Below are 18959 nucleotides of genomic sequence, written 5' to 3'. Positions count from 1 at the left end.
GCGGCTGCGGGCATCTCGCTATACGCTGTCGGTTCGTGGCGCTCCGGCGCCATGCCGCGCCGCTTCCGGGACCCCGTGAACCTCGATCTCTTCCGCCGCATCGATGGCGCGCTCGTCGTCGTGCCCACGCGCTTCGCGCATGCGCTGCCGTCGGTCGCGGCGGCGCCGATGCGCTATGTGCGTACGGTGGACATCGGGCTCGAGATGCTCGGAGATGCGCTGGTTCTGGAGATCGGCCTGCACGGCTTCGCCGTGGCCCGGGGCGCCGACGAGGCGCTGTTGCGCAGCGGGGCGCGGGTCGCCGAGACGGTCTGGCGTCGTAGGGCGCCTCAGGCCGCGTCGAACAGCTGCTGCAGCACGGCCTCGCCGTAGCGATCGAGCTTCGTCGTGCCGATGCCGGGAATGCGCGCGAGGTCGTCGATGTCGGCCGGGTCGGCCTCGGCGATCGCACGCAGCGTGGCGTCGTGGAAGATCACGTAGGCGGGCACGTTCTGCTCGCGCGCGGCCTGCGCGCGCCACTGCCGCAGCGCCTGGAAGCGCGCGAGGGACGCCGGATCGAGATCGAAGGCCTCGCCCTCGCTCGTGCGGCGGTCGCGGCGCGGCCGCGACGTCGGCGCCGGCTCCGCACGCAGCCGCAGCGTCGTTTCGCCCTTGAGCAGCGGACGGCTCGCCTCGGTCAGGCGCAGGGCCCCGAAATGCTCGACGTCGACGGTGGCCAGGCCCGCCGCAACGAGCTGGCGGAAGACGCTGCGCCACTGCCGGTCGTCGAGGTCGCTGCCGATGCCGAACGTGCTGAGCGACTCGTGGCGGAACTGGCGCACCTTCTCCGTCTGGGTGCCGCGGAGCACGTCGATGAGATGCCCCACGCCGAAGCGCTGGCCGGTGCGGAACACGCACGACAGCGCCTTGCGCGCGGCCTCGGTGCCGTCCCAGCTGACGGGGGGCGACAGGCAGTTGTCGCAGTTGCCGCAGGCGCCGTCGCGTTCCTCGCCGAACCAGCGAAGCAGCGCCTGCCGGCGGCAGCCGGTGGATTCGCAGTAGCCCAGCAGCGCGTCGAGCTTGCGCAGCTCGAGCTGCTTGCGCTCGCCCGAGGCCTCGCCCTGCTCGATCATCTGCCGCAGGCTCACGACATCGCCGAGCCCGTAGCTGAGCCAGGCTTCGGACGCATCGCCGTCGCGGCCGGCGCGGCCGGTCTCCTGGTAATAGCCCTCGATCGACTTGGGCAGGTCGACATGCGCCACGAAGCGCACGTCCGGCTTGTCGATGCCCATGCCGAAGGCGATGGTGGCGACCATCACGATGCCGTCCTCCTGCAGGAAGCGGCGCTGGTTCGCGGCGCGGATGCCTGCGTCGATGCCGGCGTGGTAGGGCAGGGCCTTCAGCCCGGCCTTGCACAGCTGCTCGGCAACGGATTCCACGCGCTTGCGCGAGAAGGCATACACGATGCCGCTCTGCCCCGGGTGCCGCGCGAGGAAGTCGAGCAGTTGCCGCGTGCCGCCGCCGTCCTTCGCAACCACCGTGTAGCGGATGTTCGGGCGGTCGAACGAACTGACGAACTGCTGCGCGTCCTCCAGCGCGAGGCGCTCGACGATCTCGCGCCGCGTCGGCGCGTCGGCCGTCGCCGTGAGCGCGATGCGCGGCACGTCGGGCCAGCGCTCGTGCAGCACGGTGAGCTGGCGGTATTCGGGCCGGAAGTCGTGGCCCCACTGCGAGACGCAGTGCGCCTCGTCGATCGCGAACAGCGCGAGCTCGGCCCGGTCGAGCAACGACAGGAAACGGCCGGTGAGCAAACGCTCGGGCGCGACGTAGAGCAGGTCGAGCTCGCCGCGCAGGAGCCGCCGCTCGACGTCCGCCGCCGCTTCGCCGTCGAGCGTGGAATTGAGGAACGCCGCGCGCACGCCGAGCTGCAGCAGCGCCTCGACCTGGTCCTGCATGAGCGCGATGAGCGGCGAGACCACGATCGCGCAGCCCGGGCGCAGCAGCGCGGGCACCTGGTAGCACAGCGACTTGCCGCCGCCGGTGGGCATGAGCACCAGTGCATCGCCGCCGCCGGCCACGTGCTCGACGATCCGGCCCTGCTCGCCGCGGAAGGCCGTGTGGCCGAAGACGCGGTGGAGGAGGTCGAGGGCGGGTTCGGACATCGGGGGCGGTCTGTCGGTCGTGGCACGAATATGGGGACGCGACCGGGAGCCGCCTACCGGCGCTGGACGCGATCCGGTGTGGGAATTATCCGGCCTTCCGGCCCCATGGGTGCTGAAAGGCGCGGACGCCGGCCACGTCGGGTCGCAGCCGTGGCGACGCTCCCCCGAGTGCGACGCGTCGGGTACCCGGCGCGGTCGGCGACCCGTCGAAAACGACGAAGGCCGGCACCGGGCCGGCCTTCGTCGCGACGCCGCTGCCGCTTACTGGAGCAGCGAGCGCAGCATCCAGGCGTACTTCTCGTGCGTCTGCAGCCGCTGGGTCATGAGGTCGACGGTCGGATCGTCGCCGGCCTCGTCGGCGCGTGCGAGCACCTCGCGCGCCGTGCGGCAGACGCCCTCGTTGCCCACCACGAGTTGGCGGACCATCTCGCGCCAGTCGACCGTGTCGGTCAGGCCCGGCTCTTCGGGCAGCGAGGTCAACCGGATGAACTCCGCGTACGAGCCCGGCGCGTTGAAGCCCAGCGCGCGGATGCGCTCGGCGAGGTCGTCCAGGGCGCCCCACTGCTCGGTGTACTGCGCCTCGAACATGTTGTGCAGGGCGTTGAACATCGGCCCCGTCACGTTCCAGTGGAAGTTGTGAGTCTTGAGGTAGAGGGTGAACGCGTCGGCGAGATAGCCCGAGAGCGCCTCGGCGACTGCCTTGCGATCGGCCTCGTCGATCCCGATATTCACGTGCGGCATGCCGCTCGCGACCGCGAGGCCGCTGCCGCCGAGGGGGGTCTGCCGCGTGTCGGATCCGTTCTGCATGTCGATTCTCCGAAGTCCTGCCGGGTGATGGGCGAAAATACCGCCGCGTTACGACGGTTGTGAAATAGAACGTCCTTCTCGAAACGATCCACGATGCCTATCGCACCCCGCCCCGATGCCGTGCTGCAGGACGCCCGGCGTCGCCTCGACGAGGCGATGACGCGCGACCGTGGGCGCCTGCATGGGCTGTGGAGCCGATGGAAGCAGGCGCCCGCCGATGCCGTGCGTCGAGAGGCCTTCGAACAGGCGCTCGCCGCGTCGACGGCGCAACGCGCCGCCCGTGCACGGAACCTGCCGCAGGCGACGGTGGACGAGGCATTGCCGATCGCCGCCGAAGCCGAGCGCATTGTGGCCCTCATCCGTGAACACCCGGTCGTGGTGATCGCAGGCGAGACCGGCTCGGGCAAGACGACGCAGATCCCCAAGCTCTGCATCGCCGCGGGCCGTGGCGCGGCGGGCATGATCGGCTGCACGCAGCCGCGGCGGATCGCCGCGCGCGCGGTGGCGCGCCGCGTCGCCGAGGAGCTGCAGGTGCCGATGGGCGGCGCGGTCGGTTACCAAGTGCGCTTCACCGAGAACGTCGGCGAGGACACGGTCGTGAAGTTCATGACCGACGGCATCCTGCTCGCCGAGATCCAGTCCGATCGCTGGCTCTCGCGCTACGACACGCTGCTGATCGACGAGGCGCACGAGCGTTCGCTCAACATCGACTTCCTGCTCGGCTACCTCAAGCAGTTGCTCGAACGCCGGCGCGATTTGAAGGTGATCATCACCTCGGCGACGATCGATACCGCACGCTTCGCCGCGCATTTCGCCGATGCGCCGGTGGTGAGCGTGGAAGGCCGTGGCTATCCGGTCTCGGTGCGCTACCGGCCGCTGGACGGCGAGTCGGAAGCGAATACGTCGCCGGGTGCGCGGCGCGGCCCGCTGCCCGACGAGGCCGACCGCGACGGTGCGCGCACCGTCAACGAGGCGATCGTCGCCTCATGCGACGAGATCACGTCGGAGGATCCGCGCGGCGACGTGCTGATCTTCCTGCCCGGCGAGCGCGAGATCCGCGACGCGCACCAGGCGCTCGAGCGCCGCAAGTACCGCCATACCGAGGTGTTGCCGCTGTACGCGCGGCTCTCCACGCGCGACCAGGATCGCGTCTTCAACCCGGGCCCGCAGCGCCGCATCGTGCTGGCGACCAATGTCGCCGAGACGTCACTCACGGTGCCGCGCATCCGCTATGTCGTCGATCCGGGGCTGGCCCGCGTCAAGCGCTACAGCCCGCGCGCCAAGCTCGACCGCCTGCACATCGAGCCGGTCAGCCAGGCCAGTGCGAACCAGCGCATGGGCCGCTGCGGGCGCGTCTCGGAGGGCACCTGCTACCGCCTCTATTCGGAGGCGGATTTCCAGTCGCGCGCTGAATTCACCGACCCGGAGATCCGCCGCGCCGCGCTCGCCGGCGTGATCCTGCGCATGCTCGCGCTGGGCCTCGGCCGCATCGAGGACTTCCCGTTCCTCGAGCCGCCCGACCCGCGCGCGATCGCCGACGGCTGGCAACAACTTGCGGAACTCGGCGCCGTGGACGACGCGCGCCAGCTCACCGCGACCGGCCGCGTGATGGCGCGCCTGCCGGTCGACGTGAAGCTCTCGCGCATGCTCGTGGCCGCGCAGGCGCATGGCGTGCTGCGCGAGCTGCTAGTGATCGCGGCGTTCCTCGGCATCCAGGACCCGCGCGAGCGCCCCTCCGACCAGCGCGGGGCGGCCGATGCCGCGCACGCGCAGTTCGCCGATCCGCGCTCGGAGTTCCTCGGCATCGTGCGCCTGTGGGACGCCTTCGATGCCGCGCATGCCGACCTCACGCAATCCAAGCTGCGCGCGTGGTGCGAGAAGAACTTCCTCGGCTTCCTGCGCATGCGGGAATGGCGCGAGCTGCATCGGCAGCTGAAGCTGATGGCCGAGGAGCTGGGCTGGGCCGACGCACACGCCCGCGATACGAGCGCGGGCGAACCCGGCGCCCCGCGAGGCATAGCAGACACGCGCGGCGTGCCGGCTCGCCGCGGGCGATCGCGCAGCGGTGCGCCGGGCGGCGCACGCACGATACCGGCGCGAACCGGCGGTGCAGCCCGTCGCGGCGACACGCTCGAGCCGAATGCAGCGGACGAGGGCCGCAGCCCCGCGACCGGCCAGCGCCTCGATGCACGTGGCGATGTCGGCAGCGCCGAACGCGCCGCTGCGGGCGCCACCGAGGCTTCGCCGGATGCCAAGGCCGCCGCCGCGCACTACACCAAGCTGCATCGCGCGATCCTCGCCGGCCTGCCGACGCAGGTCGGGCAGCGCAGCGACCGCGGTTACGACGGGCCCCGCGGCCGCAAGTTCCAGCTGTTCCCCGGGTCGCCGCTCGCGCGCAAGCCGCCGCCGTGGGTGCTGTCGGCCACGCTGCTCGACACCGAGCGCGTCTGGGCGCTCACGAATGCCTCGATCGAGCCGCAGTGGGCGATCGACGAGCTGCCGCACCTGCTCTCGCGTCGGCAGAGCGACCCGCGCTGGTCGCGCTCGCAGGGTCGCGTGATCGGAAGCGAGCAGGTCTCGCTGTTCGGCCTCGTGCTCGCGCCCAAGCGGCCGATCCACTACGGCGCGATGTTTCCGGAGGAGTCGCGCGCGATCTTCGCGCGCGATGCGCTCGTCACCGGCGAGATCAACACGCGTTCGGTGTTCCTGAAGAAGAACCTCGCCACGCTCGCGAAGGCGAAGGACGAGGAAGCCAAGCAGCGCCGCGCGGGGCTCGTGGTCGACGAGGAGTGGATGGCGCAGTGGTACCTCGACCGCCTGCCCGCGCACGCGCACAACGTGCAGGCCCTCGACGCCTGGTACGCGAAGCTCGCGCCCGCCGACAGGGCCGCACTCGAGTGGTCGCTCGACGACCTGATGATCGGTGAGGCCACCACGGCCTCGCGCTTTCCGCCATTCCTGCGCATGGGCGACGTGCAGCTCGCCGTGAAGTACCGCTTCGAGCCCGGTGCGCCGGACGACGGCATGACCGTCGCGGTGCCGCTGCACCTGCTCAATGCGCTCGACGCACCGCAGCTGTCCTGGCTCGCGCCGGGCTTCGTCGCCGACAAGGCGGCCGCGCTCATCCGCTCACTGCCGAAGGCGCAGCGGCGCAACTACGTCCCAGCGCCGGATTTCGCCAAGGCCTTCGCCGAGGCGCATGGTGCCTGGCAGGGTGGGCGGCCTGCCGAGCCGGATACGTTCGTCGGCACGCTCGCGCGCTTTCTGTCCAAGCTCACCGGGGCCGCCGTCGCCGCGACGGATTTCGACGAGGGCGCGATCGAGCCGCACCTGCGCGTCGCGCTGCGCCTGCTCGATCGAGACGGCCGGCATGTTCTCGCTGAATCGCGCGACCTCGACGCGCTGCGCGAGCGCTTCGGCGCGCTCGCCGCCGAGGCCTTCGCCGAGAAGGCCGCGAGCGGCCTCGCCCGCGAGGGCCTCACCGAGTTTCCGGCCACGCCGATCCCGGTTGCGGTCCGCGGCGCCGGCGGCGTCCCCGCGTTCCCGGCGCTGCAGGACGAGGGCGACAGCGCGTCGTTGCAGGTCTTCGCGCAGCGCAGCGACGCCGAGCGCCGGCATCCCGACGGCGTACGCCGCCTGCTGCGGCTCGCGCTGGCCGATCGCCTGCGCCAGGCGCGCAAGCAGCTGCCCGTCGCGCCGAAGACCGCACTCCTCTATGCCGCGATCGAGTCCGCCGCGCCGCGCACCGGCGAGGCCGCCTCGCTGAAGGAAGGCGATCGCCTGCGCCTGGATCTCGCCGAGGGCGCCTTCGAGGCCTTGACGGCCGACGACCTCGTCGGGATCCGCGATGCCGAGGCCTTCGCGACGCGCCGCGAGCAGGTCGCGAAGGGCCTGTTCCCCGAGGCGACGGCGCGACTCCGGCAGGCGGAAGCGATCCTCGCCGCGGTCGCCGAAGTGCGTGCGAAGCTCGAGTCGCCGCTGATGGGCTGGGCGAGCGGCAATCTCGACGACATGCGTGCGCACCTGGCCTCGCTCACGCCGCCGGGCTTCCTGCGCGACACGCCGGCGCTCCTGCTGCGGGAGTACCCGCGCTACCTGAAGGCGCTGTCGCTGCGTGCCGAGCGCGCACTGCGCGATCCCGGTCGCGACCAGGCCCGCATGCTCGAGCTGCGCCCGTTCGCGCAGGCACTCGATGAGGCGGGCGCGGCCGCAGCGAACGATCCGGCCTGGCAGGCGCTGCGCCAGGAGCTGGAGGAGCTGCGCGTCTCGCTGTTCGCACAGGAACTGGGTGCGCGCGGCGGCGTGTCCCCGAAGAAGCTGGCGACGCGCCTGTCGCAACTGCGCGGCTGAGTGCCGCCCCTTTACTTGACGAGTCGGACCGTCGCACTGGGCGAGTGGCCGTCCACCTGCAGGTAGAACCCGCTCACCAGCCCCGGCCGCACGCGCACCTTGGGCGACTCGATGCGCCGCGTCGAGTAGCTGCCGTCGACCACGCGCCAGCGCTGGCCGTTCGCCAGAGTGAATACGGTACCGACGTTCCAGCCGGTGAACGGGCCCTGGATCGTGCTCTCGAAGGCCTGCCGCGCCGGCGCGGCGGGGGGCGCTTCGGCGCGGGCCGCGCGGCGCGCCTCGACCGTCGCCTGTTGGACGACGTTCGCGCGCTCGTCGCTGAGCAGCCGGTTGAGGAGCGCGAGCTGCTCGGGCGACAGCCGATCGAGCCCGGTCTCGCGCATCTGCGCCGGGCTCAGGCGCTTTTCGATATCGACGTAGGCGTCCTGCGCGCCCGCGGCGGGGCTGAGCAGCGCGAGCGCGAGCAGGGCGGAGGTGGCGAAGGTCTTCATGGCGGGTTCCGTGCGCGATCCCGCGGCGGCGGGGACAGCCGACGATTTACCAGAAAGACCCGCGCGACGCGCGCTATGGCCATCGCGCCGCGTTGCAGGCTGTTCCGTTCCGCGACCCGCGGCTAGTGTAGGACGACCATGGATGCCGAACCGCCCACCCTGCATCGTCTCGACGACGCGCTCGCCCTGCCGGCCGCGGCGGTGCTCCCGCCGTCCGTGCGCGAGGTGCTCGCGAACGTCCCGGCGGGTTCGGTGGATGCGCGCACGTGGAGCGAGCTCACCGCGAGCCTCGACGCGCTCGCGCGGCTCGGCGCCGACGGCGACATGGTGGCGTCGGCGCTGGTCGCCGCATGGCCCGGGCTCGCGGCCGGGCTGGGCCCGGCATTCGAAGCGCGCTTTCCGGGCATCGCCGCGCTGCTCGACGGGCAACGGGCCGCCGAGCCGGTGTGGACGCTGCATGCGCAGCAGGGCGGTGCGCGTGGGAGCGAGGGCTTGCGCCGCCTGCTGCTCGCCATGGTCCGCGACCTGCGCGTGGTCCCGGTGCTGCTCGCGCGCCAGCTCGCGCGCCTGCGCCAGGCGGCCGCGCTGCCAGAGCCCGAGCGCCGCGAGCTCGCACGCCTGACGCGCGACATCCATGCACCGCTCGCGAACCGGCTCGGCATCTGGCAGCTCAAGTGGGAACTCGAGGACCTGGCCTTCCGCTTCCTCGAGCCGGAGACCTACCAGCAGATCGCCCGCCTCCTCGACGAGAAGCGCATCGCGCGGGAGGCCTACATCGACGACGTCGTGCGGGTGCTGCGCGACGCGCTCGATGCGCAGGGCGTCGCCGCGCAGGTCGTCGGACGGCCGAAGCACATCTACAGCATCTGGAAGAAGATGCAGCGCAAGGCGGTACCGATCGGCGAGCTCTACGACCTGCGTGCGGTGCGCGTGCTCGTCGACGACGTCGCCGGCTGCTACGCCGCGCTCGGCATCGTGCACGCGACCTGGGTGCCGATTCCGAGCGAGTTCGACGACTACATCGCGCGCCCGAAGCGCAACGACTACCGCTCACTGCACACGGCGGTCGTCGGCCCGGAAGGCAAGACGCTCGAGGTGCAGATCCGCACCCACGAGATGCACCGCCAGGCCGAGCTCGGCGTCGCGGCGCACTGGAAGTACAAGGAGGGCGCGGGACCGGGCGGCGCCTCGGCGCAGGCCGCCGCCGCCTTCGAGCGCAAGATCGCCTGGATGCGGCGGCTGCTGGAGCATTCGGCCGAGGCGGGCGAGGACGCCGCGCTTGCCGGCGCGCTCGACAGCGAGCTCGTCGAGGACCGCCTCTACGTGCTCACGCCGAAGGGCGAGGTGGTCGACTTGCCCGCCGGCGCGACGCCGCTCGACTTCGCCTACCACGTGCACACCGAGGTCGGGCATCGCTGCCGCGGTGCGAAGGTCGACGGCCGCATCGTGCCGCTCGACCATCGCCTGCGCAGTGGTGATCGCGTGGAGATCCTCACCGGCAAGGTCTCGGAGCCGCGTCGGGACTGGCTCGTCGCGTCGAACGGCTTCCTCGCCAGCAGCCGCTCGCGCGAGAAGGTGCGCACGTGGTTCAACCGGCTCGACCGCGAGCGCAACGTGCAGGCCGGGCGCGACATGCTGGAGAAGGAACTGCGCCGGCTCTCGCTGCTCGGCACCGACCTCGCGCCGGCGCGCGAGCGCTTCCACGCGGCCACCGACGACGAACTCCACGTGCTGGTCGCGCTCGGTGACGTGGGCCCGCACCAGGTCGGCCGCGTGCTGCTCGAGCACGAGCGCTCGACCCATGCGACCGAGCCGAGCGTGCCCCCGGTCCCGGCCCCCCGCGCGCCGCGCAGTGGTGCGCGCGGCGCGGGAGATTTCACCGTCGAGGGCGTCGGCAACCTGCTCGTGCAGCTCGCGCGCTGCTGCCAGCCGCTGCCGGGCGAGCCGATTGCCGGCTACCTCACGCGCGGGCGCGGCGTGAGCGTGCATCGGCCGGACTGCGCCGCGTACCAGCGCATGGCGGCCGCGGACCCGCAGCGCGCGCTGCCCGTGGAATGGCGCCGGGCCGGCAGCGGCTACGAGGTCGACGTCGAGCTCGTCGCGCTCGATCGCAAGTGGCTGCTCAAGGAAGTGACCAACGTGCTCGCGCAGAACGGCGTGGGCATCGCGAGCCTCAATGCGCTGCCCGGTCGTGACGGCGCGCATATGCGCGTGCAACTGCGGCTGCGCGTGGGCGACTACGGGCAACTCGCGGCGGTGCTGGGCCGGCTCGCCGCCCTGCCGGGCGTCGAGGAAGCGAGGCGCGCCTAGCGCGTCAGTCGCCGAGGATCACGCGACGCGCCACGTCGCGCGCCGCATCCAGCGAGAAGTGCCGCTCGATGTTCGCGCGGCCGGCCGCCGCGAGCCGGTTCCACAGCGCTTCGTCACGGTAGAGGCGCAGCACGGCGTCGGCGAAGGCCTCCGGCGTGTCCGCGACGAGCACGTCCTCACCGTCACGCAGGTGCATTCCCTCGACCGCACAGCCCGTCGCGACCACCGGCTGGCCGTGCGCCATGCTGAGGTTGACTTTGCCCTTCACGCCGGCGCCGTAGCGCAGCGGCGCGATGGCCAGGCGTGCGCCGTCCATCCAGGGCGACAGGTCCGGCACGTGGCCATGGACCTCGATGCCCGGCTCGGCGGCGAGCGCGCGGAGGTCCTCCGGCGGTTCCGCGCCGATGCAGTGGAAGGCGATCGAGGGATCGCGTGCGCGCACGATCGGGAAGACCTCGCGCGCGAACCAGCGCACGGCGTCGACATTCGGCGGATGGCCGAAGCCACCGACGAAGACGACGCCGCTGCGCTCGGCGAACGGCCGCCCGGGGCCGGCGACCTCGTGGAGATTCGAGAGGATCTCGACCCGCGCCTGCGGTGCGTCCTGCGCGAGCAGCGCGCGCTCGACGTCGCTCACCACGAGCGTCGCGTCGCTCCTCGCGATGAGGTCCAGCTCGAGCGCGCGGGTGCGCGCGGCGGCGCGCAGGCCGGCCGCGTCACCGGCGATCTCCGCGCCGCGGCGCTCGCGCAGGTAATGCAGGTCGACGGTGTCGAAGATGACCCGCGCGCGCGGCGCGTGCCGGCGCAGCAGCGGAAGGAATTCGCGGAGCACGTAGTGGCGGCAGGCGACGACCGCATCGAAGCGCGGCCCGTGGCGACGCAGCCAGGCAGGCGCGCGCTGCGCATGCGGGGCATGCCAGGCTTCGACGCCCAGCGCCTGCAGCACCTGCGTCGGCGCGCCCGCATGGCGGCGGTTCGCGGGCAGGAAGACCACGTGCGCGCCCTCGTCGCGCAGCAGGCGCATCAGGTTCACCAGGCGCAGCGAACCGGAGTCGCGCGTGGCATCCGGCGTCAGCGCATCGATGACGAGCACCGTCCGGCGCGCGCGTGTCGCCGCTCGGTCCGGGTCGCCGCCGGGCGCGGGCTGCTGCGCAAGGCGATGCGCCCACTTCGCCGCGAACTTCGCCTGGTTGCGGACCTGGTAGGCCTTGACGCCCTGGCCGACGTCGGTGCCGGATGTCACGCCCTCGCAGTGCACGACGCGCGACGCCGGTTGCACGCGCACCCGGAGCCCCGCCTCGCGCACCGCGAAGGCGAGGTCGGTGTCCTCGTAGTAGGCGGGGGCGTAACGCGTGTCGAAGCCCCCGAGGTGCGTGAACAGCACGCGCGGAATCGCGATCGCCGCGCCGGAGCAGTAGTCGGCCTCGCGTACGTAGGCGTAGCGCGGATCGTCGGGGTCGCCGAAGCGCCCGTAGTTCCAGCCGCTTGCGTCCGAAAAGACCAGCCCGCCGGCTTCCTGCAGGCGTCCGTCCGGGTAGATCAGCTGCGCGCCGACGAGCCCGGTATCCGGATGCGTGGCGAACGTGCCGAGCAGCGGCTCGAGCCAGCCGGGCTGCGGCACGGTGTCGTTGTTGAGGAACACCACGTACTCGCCACGCGCGAGGCCCGCGCCGTCGTTGCAGGCGGCGATGAAGCCGCCGTTCGCGGCGCGCCGGTGGTATCGGAGCCCGGCGATCTGCGGCAGCTGCCCGGGCGTGGCATCGGACGATCCGTCGTCGACGACGATCACCTCGTGCGGCGTCGACGGTGGATGCGCGGCGAGCGCGCGCAGGCAGGCGAGGGTGTGCGCGACGTGGTCGTAGACCGGGATCACGATGCTGGCGACCGGTGCGTCGGAGGTCGCGAGCGCGAACGGGGCGAAGGCCGCCTGCACCGGGACGTACAGACCGGCGCCCTGCGCAGGCGCCGCCGGGCGTAGCACGTCGCGCACCCGCGCGAGCGTCGACGCGAGGCCGCGCTGGCGCAGGCTCGCCAGCCCGCGTCGTCCGAGCCCGGTCGCGCGCCTCAGCAGGAAGCCGAGGTCGGCCCAGTGCGTGCTCATGCGGGACGGTCCATCCGGTCGCTCCGGTCGAGGTGAATCGCTCCCGAGCGGTTCCGACGGGCTGCGGGGGTGGCTGCGCTAGACTCGCGCCAGGCGGGCGCAAGCCCTTCATTCTCGCATTCCGTGGCCCGAATCGATTACGACGAAGACGATACCGTCGACGGCAGCCCGCACCGGGAGGCGCCCGTCTGGCGGCGCCGACTGCTCACCTGGGCCCTCGCGGCGATCGGGCTCGGGCTCGGTTTCCTGATTCCCTATTCGCTGTATCTCAACCACGAGGTCGGCCAGCGCTTCGGGCAGCTGCGCTGGCAGCTGCCGACGCGTGTCTATGCGCGGCCGTTGCAGGTCGCGCCCGGCCTGCCGATGGATGCCGCCACGCTGCGCACCGAGCTCGAGGCGGCGGCGTACCGCGAGGGCGACGGCCGGCGGCCCGGCAGCTACGCGCGCGACGGGAGCCGCTGGCGCATCGCCAGCCGCGGCTTCAGCGATGTCGACGGCGTGGTCCGCCCGCGCAGCGTGGAGGTCACGCTCTCCGGCGGCCGCATCGTCGGCGTTCGTGACCTCGAATCGCGGCGGAGCCTGCGCGCGCACCGGCTCGACCCGGCGCGCATCGCCACGCTCTACGGCCAGAAGCAGGAAGAACGCCGGCTGGTGCGCATCAACGAGGTCCCGGACCTGCTCGTCACCGGCCTGCAGGCCGTCGAGGACCGCGACTTCAACAGCCATTTCGGCATCGACATCTCCGGCATGTTCCGCGCGCTGTGGGTGAACGTGCGCTCCCGCGACACGCGCCAGGGCGCGAGCACGCTCACGCAGCAGCTCGCGCGTTCGGGCCTGCTCGGCATCGGCAACGAGCAGACGTTCCGCCGCAAGTTCAAGGAGATCCTCTACGCGATGCTGATCGAGGCGCGCTATGACAAGAGCGTGATCCTCGAGGCCTACTTCAACCAGGTCTACCTCGGCCAGCGCGGCTCGCAGGCCATCCACGGCGTCGCGGCAGGCTCCGAGTTCTACTTCGGCCGCGAGCTCGACGCACTCAAGACCGAGCACATCGCGCTGCTGATCGGCATCGTGCGCGGGCCGTCGTTCTACGACCCGCGCAAGCATCCCGAGCGCGCCAAGCAGCGCCGCGACTTCGTGCTGGGCGAGATGCTCGAGACGGGGCTGATCGACCAGGCCGAGCACGATCGCGCGGCGAAGGCGCCGCTCGGCGTGACCAAGAACCCGACCTCGCTCGCACCCAACCGCTTCCCGGCCTATGTGGACCTCGTGCGCCGGCAGCTCGCGCGCGACTACCCGTCCGACGAACTCATCGGCGCGGGCCTCGCGGTGATGACGGGCATGTCGCCCTCGGCGCAGGCCTATGCCGAGGGCGCGGTCAGTCGCACGCTCAAGTCGCTCGACCGACGTCGCGGCCCCGCGCTGCAGACCGGGATGGTCGTCACCGACGTGCATCGCGGCGAGGTCGTCGCGGTGGTCGGTGCACGCGAGGTCTCCGAGCACGGCTTCAACCGTGCGGTCGAGGCGCAGCGCCCGGTCGGCTCGCTGCTCAAGCCCTTCGTCTACCTGCTCGCGCTGGCGCAGCCCGATCGCTGGTCGCTCGCGAGCTGGGTCGAGGACCGGCCGATCACCGTGCGCCAGGAGCGTTCGAAGCCGTGGACGCCCGGCAATTCCGACGGCCGCAGCCATGGGACCGTGCGCGTCATCCAGGCGCTCGCGATGTCCTACAACCAGGCCACCGTGCGCATCGGCATGCAGGTCACGCCGCAGCGCCTGGCGGACCTGATCCGCACGCTCGCCGGAATCGAGGCCGAGGCACGCCCGTCGCTGATCCTCGGGTCGGTCGACCAGAGCCCGTATGCGATGGCGCAGCTCTACCAGTTCCTCGCGTCCGGCGGCGAGATCCAGCCGCTGCGCGCGGTGCGGGGCGTGCTCGACGCGAACGGTCGCGCGCTCAATCGCTACGACGCCGATCCCGCGCCCGCGCAGGAAGGTGATGCGATCGCGGCACGCCTGATCACCGTCGCGCTGCAGCGCGCGGTCACCAACGGCACGGCGCGCCAGCTCGTCAACGACGGCTTGGGGCGGCTCTCGCCCGCCGGCAAGACCGGCACCTCGAACGATGGCCGTGACAGCTGGTTCGCGGGCTGGACGGGCGACCACCTCGCCGTCGTCTGGGTCGGAAACGACGCCAACAAGGCGACCGGCCTCTACGGCGCGACCGGCGGCATGCGGGTCTGGTCGTCGCTGTTCGCGCGCCTGCCGACCTCGCCGCTGGTGGTGCCGGACGAGGGCCTCGACTGGCGCTGGATGCTTGGCAGCGATTCCACCGAAGCCGGTTGCCCGGGCGCCGAGCGCTTCCCGTTCGCGCGCGGCTACGCGCCGCCGCAGGTGCCGTGCCCGTACTCGGCGCCGGCCGCGCCGGTGGACGGCGGCGACGTGCCGGCCGAAGAGGCGCCTGCCGGGGAAAGCGAATCCGGTGGCGGCTTCTGGCGAAACCTGTTCGGCGGCGGCGATCCGGCCAAGGCCGCGCCGCCCGAGCCGGCGCCTGCGCCCGAGCCGCGGAACCGTCCGTGATGCCGCTTCGGATCGCCCATGGTGTCGTGATCGCGGGCCTGCTGGCGGGCTGCGCGTCGACGCCGCCGGCCGCGCCCGCGCGCGCGGGGCTCGATCCCGCCAAGGCACGCGCGGCGGTCCTGGTGATCCGCCAGGCCGGCGCCGCGCTGCCGACCGAGCTCGACGTGCAGCCCGTCCGCGATCCGCAGGTCACCGACCTGCAGGCGCAGGCCGAGGCCGCCGAGCGCGCGGGTCGCGTGGGCGATGCGGTGGTGGCGCTGGACCGCGCGATCGCGCTCGCTCCGGCGGATCCATGGCTCCTGCAGCTGCGCGCCGAGGCCGCGCTGCTGCTCGGCGATGCGCGCGTCGCCGGCGATTTCGCGGGCCGCGCGCATGCTTCGGGCCCGCAGGTCGGCCCGCTGTGCCGGCGCACGCTGGAGACGCTCGCGCAGGTCGCCATGCATGCACCGGGTGCGGACTCGCCGCAGGCCCTGCGTGCACGCCGCGACGCCTGCACCGTCACCCCGCCGCCGCGCTACTGACATGGCGACCGGACGGCTCGGCGAGGCCTGTCGCGCGGCGCTGGCCGAGGGCGGCGACCTCGCACGCGAGATCGGCGGCTTCCGCGCACGCCCCGCGCAGCAGGACCTCTCGGCGGCGATCGCCGATGCCTTCGACCAGCGCGCCACGCTGCTCGCCGAGGCCGGCACCGGCACCGGCAAGACGTTCGCCTACCTGGTGCCGACGCTGCTGTCGGGCAAGAAGACGATCATCTCGACCGGCACCCGCGCGCTGCAGGACCAGCTCTACCACCGCGACCTGCCGCGCGTGCGCACGGCGCTCGGCGCCGGCCACACCAGCGCATTGCTCAAGGGCCGCGCGAATTACCTCTGCGTCTACCGCATGCGCGTCGCGCAGGGCGGCACGTTGCAGCCGGGCGTCCCGGGCGAGGCGCGCTTCGGCAGTCGCGAGCAGGTCGCGCAGTTCCAGCGCATCGTCGCCTGGGCCGGGCGCACGCGCATGGGCGACCTCGCCGAGCTCGACGACCTGCCCGAGGACTCGCCCGTCTTCGCGCAGGTGACCAGCACCGCCGAGAACTGCCTCGGCACCGAATGCCCCTTCTTCTCCGAATGCTTCGTCGTGCAGGCGCGCCAGCGCGCGCAGGCGGCGGACGTCGTGGTCGTCAACCACCATTTGCTGCTCGCCGACCTCGCGCTCAAGCAGGAGGGCTTCGGCGAGATCCTGCCGGGCGCGGAAGCCTTCGTGATCGACGAGGCCCACCAGCTGCCCGAGCTCGCCGCGCAGTTCTTCGGCGAATCGCTCAGCGCACGGCCGCTGGTCGAGCTCGCGCGCGATGCGCTGCACGAGGCACGCGCCGTCACCGCCGCGCAGGTCGCCGTGCAGGACCCCGCGCGCGACCTCGAGCACCGCGTGCGCGCGCTGCGCATCGCGATGGACGACCTGCCCGTTCGCGGCACCCGCCGACGCGCGGCCGAGGCTCCCGGCGTCGAGGACGCCTTCGAGGCCCTCGACGAGTCGCTCGCGATGCTCGAGAACGCGCTGCGCCCGCTGTCGTCGGCTTCGCCCGGGCTCGATGCCTGCCTCGCACGCGCGACGGAGTTCCGATCGCGCCTCGATCGCTGGCGCAACGAGGCCGAATTCGACGAGCCGCCCGTCGACGACACGGATGCGGACGACGAGGTCGACGCCGTCGCGCCGCGCAAGCGCCGCGCCGATGCCGGCAGCGTGCTCTGGTACGAACTCACCGCGCGCGGCTTCCGCCTGAGCCGCACGCCGCTGGACGTGTCCGGCCCGCTCGCGCAGCACCGCACGCGCTCGCAGGCGGCGTGGGTGTTCACTTCGGCGACGCTCGCCGTCGGCGGCCGCTTCGAGCACTTCTCGATCAAGCTCGGCCTGTGGCAGCCGCAGACCATGCTCGCGCCGAGCCCCTTCGACTGGCGCACGCAGGCGCTGTGCTACGTGCCGCCCGGCATGCCGGATCCGGGTTCGCGCGACTACTCGCATGCGGTGGTCGATGCGGTGCGGCCCGTGCTCGAGGCCTCGGGCGGGCGCGCATTCCTGCTGTTCGCCTCGCATCGCGCGCTGCGCGAGACCGCCGAGCTGCTCAAGGGCGGGCCGTGGCCGCTGTTCGTGCAGGGCGAGGCGCCGCGCGGCGTGCTGCTCGAACGCTTCCGCGCCTCGGGCAATGGCGTGCTGCTCGGCGCGGCGAGCTTCCGCGAGGGCGTCGACGTCGCCGGTGATGCGCTCAGCGTGGTCGTCATCGACAAGCTGCCCTTCGCCGCGCCCGACGACCCAGTCTTCGAAGCGCGCCTCGACGCCATCCGCCGCAACGGCGGCGTGCCATTCCGCGACGAGCAGCTGCCGCAGGCGGTGATCGCGCTCAAGCAGGGCGTCGGTCGCCTGATCCGCACCGAGACCGATCGCGGCGTGCTCGTGCTGTGCGACCCGCGCCTGACCTCGCGCCAGTACGGCGCGGTGTTCTTCAATTCGATGCCGCCGTTCCCGCGCACGCGAAGCGTCGACGACGTGCGCCGCTTTTTCGGCGCGCACGCCGACACCCCCGCGCTCGCCTTCGCCCGCTGATCCGCAGGACCGCCATGAAACTGCTCGCCTTCGAGACGTCCACCGAAGCCTGCTCCGTCGCGCTGTGGCTCGACGGCGAGGTGATCGAGCGCTTCGAGGTCGCGCCGCGCCGGCATGCGGAACTCGCGCTGCCCTGGGCCGATGCGCTCCTCGCCGGTGCGGGCATCGCCCGCGGCGCGCTCGACGCGATCGCCGTCGGCCGCGGCCCCGGCGCATTCACCGGCGTGCGCCTCGGCCTCGCGCTCGCGCAGGGCGTGGCGCTCGGCCTCGACCGCCCGCTCGTGCCGGTCTCGACGCTCGCCGCGCTCGCATTGCCGCAGGCCGTCGACGATGCACCGGTGCTCGCCGCGATCGACGCACGCATGGGCGAGCTCTACGTCGGCCGCTTCCGTCGCGCGGGGGCGGACGTGGAGCCGCTCGCGCCGGAGGCGCTGCTGCCGCCCGAGGGCGTGGACGTCGAAGGAACCGGATGGCGCGGCGCAGGGACCGGCTTCGGCGCGCGCGACGGCCTGCTCGCCACGCGCCTGCAGCCCGCGTTCGTCTTGATCGACCCGTGCGCGCTGCCGCATGCCGCCGACACGGCGCGACTGGCGGCGATCGCCTTCGAGCGTGGTGAGGCATTGCCGCCCGAGCGCGTGGAGCCCGCCTACCTGCGGGACAACGTCGCGCTCACGCTCGTCGAGCAGCAGGCACGACGCGCATCGTGAAGCACGCCGCGCCCAGCGGGCTCACTCGTCGTCGAGCGTGCCGTCCGGGCTGAAGATCCACGTCCGCGTGACGTGCAGGATGTCCGGGTCCTCGGTCGTACGCGGCAGCGGCGCATAGGGCTCGGCGAGCCGTGCGATGCGCATTGCCGCCTGGTCGAGCACCGGGATGCCGCTCGACTGCACGATGTCGGCGCGCTCGACGCTGCCGTTGCGCCGGATCGCGATGGTGATCACCACCTGCCCCGTGAGGCGGCGGCGGAGCGCCTCGGGCGGGTAATTCGTCGTGCCCACGCGCTCCACGCGGTCGGCCCACTCGCGCAGGTAGCCGGCCCAGGTGTACTCCTGCGTGCTCGCCGAGACGAACTTGCGCTTGGGGCGCTTGGCATAGCGCTGCGAGCGCAGGTGGATCTCCGCCGCGAGCCGCGCCATGCGCATGTCGCGTTCGATCTTCTCCGGGCCGGGCGGCAGCGGGTTCGCGCTCGGCGTGGGCACCTGGCGCGCTTGGGGCGCGACCGTCTCGCCGCGCATCGAGCTCGCGACGCGGGCAGTAGGCGGGGGCGACGGCGCAGGCGACTGCGCACGCAGCTCGCGTGGCGCGACGCCCGGCTCCTCCTGCGGCGCCGGCCCGCTCTGCGCCTCGCGCGGGCGGTTGGTCTTCTCGTGCTCGCCGCCGCCGACGTTGCTCGCCTGCGCGAGGAAGTCGGCCTGCTTCGGCGTCAACGCGCTCTGGGTCTCGGTGAAGATGACATCCAGCGTCGGCACCACCGGCGCCGCGGCCTCCGGTGCGAAGCCGACCCCCAGCAGAAGCCCCGCATGCAGCGCCGCGGACAGCGCCAGGGCCGCGCCGAGCCGGCGCGGAGGCGCGTCCTGGGGGCCGGTCAGCGCGCTCACG

Annotated in this window: 12 protein-coding genes; 7 read left to right on the top strand and 5 right to left on the bottom strand. The window is 72.7% G+C overall.

The genetic code is table 11. From position 1 onward, the window contains the following. The first annotated feature begins 75 nt into the window (after positions 1 to 75). Positions 76 to 372 carry a hypothetical protein gene (locus ACYVJJ_RS00565; RefSeq protein WP_460830256.1) on the top strand — a complete coding sequence of 99 codons (297 nt, stop codon included), beginning with the start codon at positions 76 to 78 and terminating at the stop codon, positions 370 to 372. Here ACYVJJ_RS00565 and recQ read toward each other — a convergent pair. Together recQ and ACYVJJ_RS00555 are read right to left on the bottom strand one after the other, a co-directional pair. Continuing rightward, positions 330 to 2141 (bottom strand): DNA helicase RecQ, encoded by a 1812-nt coding sequence (gene recQ, locus ACYVJJ_RS00560; protein WP_460830254.1) that lies wholly within the window; start codon positions 2139 to 2141, stop codon positions 330 to 332. The genes ACYVJJ_RS00565 and recQ overlap by 43 nt on opposite strands. Positions 2142 to 2402: 261 nt before the next feature. Further along, entirely contained in the window at positions 2403 to 2948 is a 546-nt protein-coding gene (locus ACYVJJ_RS00555) for a Dps family protein (RefSeq protein WP_460830253.1), read from the bottom strand. Between the two features lie 93 nt (positions 2949 to 3041). Between ACYVJJ_RS00555 and hrpA the strand changes: the two genes are divergently transcribed. Beyond that, the gene (gene hrpA / locus ACYVJJ_RS00550) at positions 3042 to 7298 is read left to right on the top strand and encodes an ATP-dependent RNA helicase HrpA (RefSeq protein ID WP_460830251.1); all 4257 of its coding nucleotides are present in this window, start codon (positions 3042 to 3044) and stop codon (positions 7296 to 7298) included. Positions 7299 to 7309: 11 nt separating this feature from the next. Here the strand turns inward: hrpA and ACYVJJ_RS00545 are convergent, their stop codons facing one another. Next, entirely contained in the window at positions 7310 to 7789 is a 480-nt protein-coding gene (locus tag ACYVJJ_RS00545) for a hypothetical protein (protein WP_460830250.1), read from the bottom strand. Between the two features lie 138 nt (positions 7790 to 7927). On the opposite strand from ACYVJJ_RS00545, the gene ACYVJJ_RS00540 reads away from it, so the two are divergent. Beyond that, positions 7928 to 10099: a RelA/SpoT family protein gene (locus tag ACYVJJ_RS00540; RefSeq protein WP_460830248.1), complete on the top strand. Its 2172-nt coding sequence runs from the start codon at positions 7928 to 7930 to the stop codon at positions 10097 to 10099. Positions 10100 to 10103: 4 nt separating this feature from the next. Here the strand turns inward: ACYVJJ_RS00540 and ACYVJJ_RS00535 are convergent, their stop codons facing one another. Further along, entirely contained in the window at positions 10104 to 12200 is a 2097-nt protein-coding gene (locus ACYVJJ_RS00535; protein ID WP_460830247.1) for a glycosyltransferase, read from the bottom strand. A gap of 123 nt (positions 12201 to 12323) precedes the next feature. Here ACYVJJ_RS00535 and mrcB point away from each other — a divergent pair, with 123 nt between their 5' ends. Genes mrcB through tsaB form a run of 4 tightly spaced genes read left to right on the top strand, consistent with a single transcriptional unit; the run spans position 12324 to position 18067 of the window. Next, complete coding sequence (gene mrcB / locus ACYVJJ_RS00530) at positions 12324 to 14777, top strand: penicillin-binding protein 1B (RefSeq protein WP_460830245.1); 2454 nt, start codon at positions 12324 to 12326, stop codon at positions 14775 to 14777. After that, entirely contained in the window at positions 14777 to 15298 is a 522-nt protein-coding gene (locus tag ACYVJJ_RS00525; RefSeq protein ID WP_460830244.1) for a hypothetical protein, read from the top strand. The genes mrcB and ACYVJJ_RS00525 overlap by 1 nt, the downstream gene beginning before the upstream one ends. Before the next feature lies 1 nt (position 15299). After that, positions 15300 to 17360: an ATP-dependent DNA helicase gene (locus ACYVJJ_RS00520; RefSeq protein WP_460830243.1), complete on the top strand. Its 2061-nt coding sequence runs from the start codon at positions 15300 to 15302 to the stop codon at positions 17358 to 17360. A 14-nt stretch (positions 17361 to 17374) separates the two neighbouring features. Continuing rightward, on the top strand, positions 17375 to 18067 hold the full coding sequence (tsaB, locus tag ACYVJJ_RS00515) for a tRNA (adenosine(37)-N6)-threonylcarbamoyltransferase complex dimerization subunit type 1 TsaB (protein ID WP_460830241.1): 693 nt from the start codon (positions 17375 to 17377) through the stop codon (positions 18065 to 18067). Positions 18068 to 18088: 21 nt separating this feature from the next. On the opposite strand, the gene ACYVJJ_RS00510 is transcribed toward tsaB, so the two are convergent. After that, positions 18089 to 18958: an energy transducer TonB family protein gene (locus tag ACYVJJ_RS00510; RefSeq protein ID WP_460830240.1), complete on the bottom strand. Its 870-nt coding sequence runs from the start codon at positions 18956 to 18958 to the stop codon at positions 18089 to 18091. Position 18959: the final 1 nt, after the last annotated feature.

It is taken from the genome of Lysobacter humi (ex Lee et al. 2017), assembly GCF_054781815.1.
Note: the sequence above shows the minus strand (reverse complement) of the source record. Positions and strands in the feature narration are given on the sequence as shown.

Coding starts and splice junctions, on each gene's coding strand:
- ACYVJJ_RS00520 (WP_460830243.1), top strand. CDS start 15,300: ATGGCGACCGGACGGCTCGGCGAGGCCTGTCGCGCGGCGCTGGCCGAG.
- ACYVJJ_RS00545 (WP_460830250.1), bottom strand. CDS start 7,789: ATGAAGACCTTCGCCACCTCCGCCCTGCTCGCGCTCGCGCTGCTCAGC.
- ACYVJJ_RS00525 (WP_460830244.1), top strand. CDS start 14,777: ATGCCGCTTCGGATCGCCCATGGTGTCGTGATCGCGGGCCTGCTGGCG.
- ACYVJJ_RS00535 (WP_460830247.1), bottom strand. CDS start 12,200: ATGAGCACGCACTGGGCCGACCTCGGCTTCCTGCTGAGGCGCGCGACC.
- hrpA (WP_460830251.1), top strand. CDS start 3,042: ATGCCTATCGCACCCCGCCCCGATGCCGTGCTGCAGGACGCCCGGCGT.
- ACYVJJ_RS00555 (WP_460830253.1), bottom strand. CDS start 2,948: ATGCAGAACGGATCCGACACGCGGCAGACCCCCCTCGGCGGCAGCGGC.
- recQ (WP_460830254.1), bottom strand. CDS start 2,141: ATGTCCGAACCCGCCCTCGACCTCCTCCACCGCGTCTTCGGCCACACG.
- tsaB (WP_460830241.1), top strand. CDS start 17,375: ATGAAACTGCTCGCCTTCGAGACGTCCACCGAAGCCTGCTCCGTCGCG.
- ACYVJJ_RS00540 (WP_460830248.1), top strand. CDS start 7,928: ATGGATGCCGAACCGCCCACCCTGCATCGTCTCGACGACGCGCTCGCC.